This is a genomic window from Streptomyces sp. PH10-H1, assembly GCF_030063355.1.
In the GTDB taxonomy this organism is placed as follows: domain Bacteria; phylum Actinomycetota; class Actinomycetes; order Streptomycetales; family Streptomycetaceae; genus Actinacidiphila.
Genome location: NZ_JASISZ010000204.1, coordinates 1 through 1,550 on the forward strand (window position 1 = coordinate 1; position 1,550 = coordinate 1,550).

2 protein-coding genes are annotated in these 1,550 nt (G+C 65.4%); one reads left to right on the top strand and one right to left on the bottom strand.

What is annotated here, in order from left to right; translation table 11 throughout:
• Positions 1 to 40: 40 nt before the first annotated feature.
• Positions 41 to 733, bottom strand: coding sequence for a helix-turn-helix domain-containing protein (locus tag QMK24_RS41210; RefSeq protein ID WP_283472043.1), 693 nt, complete (start codon positions 731 to 733; stop codon positions 41 to 43).
• A gap of 119 nt (positions 734 to 852) precedes the next feature.
• On the opposite strand from QMK24_RS41210, the gene QMK24_RS41215 reads away from it, so the two are divergent.
• Positions 853 to 1,284 carry an ATP-binding protein gene (locus tag QMK24_RS41215; RefSeq protein ID WP_283472044.1) on the top strand — a complete coding sequence of 144 codons (432 nt, stop codon included), beginning with the start codon at positions 853 to 855 and terminating at the stop codon, positions 1,282 to 1,284.
• The last annotated feature ends 266 nt before the right edge of the window (positions 1,285 to 1,550 follow it).

Below are 1,550 nucleotides of genomic sequence, written 5' to 3' on the forward strand. Positions count from 1 at the left end.
CTCGCCATCGGCGCACACCGCCTCGCCGGACGCACCGCCATCACCGAAGCCACCCGCTGGGCCGGACGCGCCATGCACCGCCCGTTCGACCTCCTCGGACTCCCGCACGGATCTTGAAATAGCCGTGGAGCAAGAATAGCCAGCCAGCCGACACCAAGAGTTCGCGATGCTGGGTAAGAGTGGTGCGGCCGTCCAGCAATTCCGTGATGTGTCGTATGCCCATCCGAGTCTGACGGTGGAGCTGATCAGGTGGCATGTAGGCGTAACCACGGCAGAGTTGGCTGATCGCCTCCGAGATCGTTTCCAGATCAGTCGGACCGATGTCTGTGGCGTGCGTGCGGCGCGCCAACTCTGCTACCTCCCATGGCCCGGGTTCTGGGGTCAGCAAACCCCACCCGACAGGCTGTCTCAACGCGGGCACGGGTGTGTTCCGCAAAGAGGTCATCTCCCACGGTCGGGGAGCCAGCCCAATCATGTGTCCAGGAATTCGCAGAGCGTCGGCGATCTCTTCGATTTTCGCAATGGACGTGATCCGAGTATCGCCGCGCGCGAGTGTCCCGACGCGTTCGGGCTTGATACCACAAGCCTCAGCGATCTGGTTGTAGCTAATTCCGCCCCATTGGCGCGCGAGAAGGAAGACCGTGCCGAAGTCGCGTGCGCTGAGTGCCTGCCGTACGTCGTCACGCTCAAGCACGCGTGGCGGGAGGGTCGTTGGCGGTGTCACGTGATGCATGCCCAAGGGCCCCCGATGGTCAGACGGAATGCATTGTGATCTTCCCCAATAGTGTACCCACGATGGGTCTACCCACCATGGGCTAACCCTGAGGGGATCGTGGCGCGACGCTGTCGGGCATGCAGACGCGACAGGCGAATTCAAGCGGGCCGCCGGTGGTGCGACGGTGGAGCCGACACCCTCGCAGCGTCGGGTGCGCGCGTGCTGAGCTGCTCACCACGCTCGACGGCTGGGGTCTGTCCGAGGTGGCCGACTCGGCGGCGGTAGTGCTCTCGGAGTTGGTCACCAACGCGGTGCGTCACGCGCACGTATCGCCGGGCCGGGAGATCGAGACCCGCTATCTGCGCGTGGGCGACGGCGTGCGTATCGAGGTACACGATGCGGCGGAACAGCGGCCGGGGCGCGCTACACCGAGTGCTGAGGCGGAGCACGGGCGGGGCTTGTTCATCGTGGATGCGCTGTCGGAGTGCTGGGGCGTGAGCGAACGAGACGGGGCGGGCAAGTCGGTGTGGGCCGTGGTGACGGTCTCTGGTCGGGAGCGGTGGTTGTGATGGGTCGTGTGGCGGCGTTACGGGTGCGGCGCGGGGATCGGGTGGAGGTGCGGGGCCAGTGGCGGGAGGTGAAGGCGGTTCGTTCGGACCGGTTTGCTTCGGGTGGCTTGGTGGTGGTGTTGGTCTTCAAGGCTGGTCCCTCGACTTTCGTCATTCTGATGGGTCGTCGGCTCCTATGCGGCTGTCGAAGACGAGCTCGAGGAGGCCCTGCCCAGGGTCGAGGCATGAACTCCAACATCGGCGGTACACCAGCGCGATGTGCCCGC

Excerpts from the sequence above, each read along its gene's own strand:
- QMK24_RS41210 (WP_283472043.1), bottom strand. The coding sequence starts at position 733 with ATGCATCACGTGACACCGCCAACGACCCTCCCGCCACGCGTGCTTGAG.
- QMK24_RS41215 (WP_283472044.1), top strand. The coding sequence starts at position 853 with ATGCAGACGCGACAGGCGAATTCAAGCGGGCCGCCGGTGGTGCGACGG.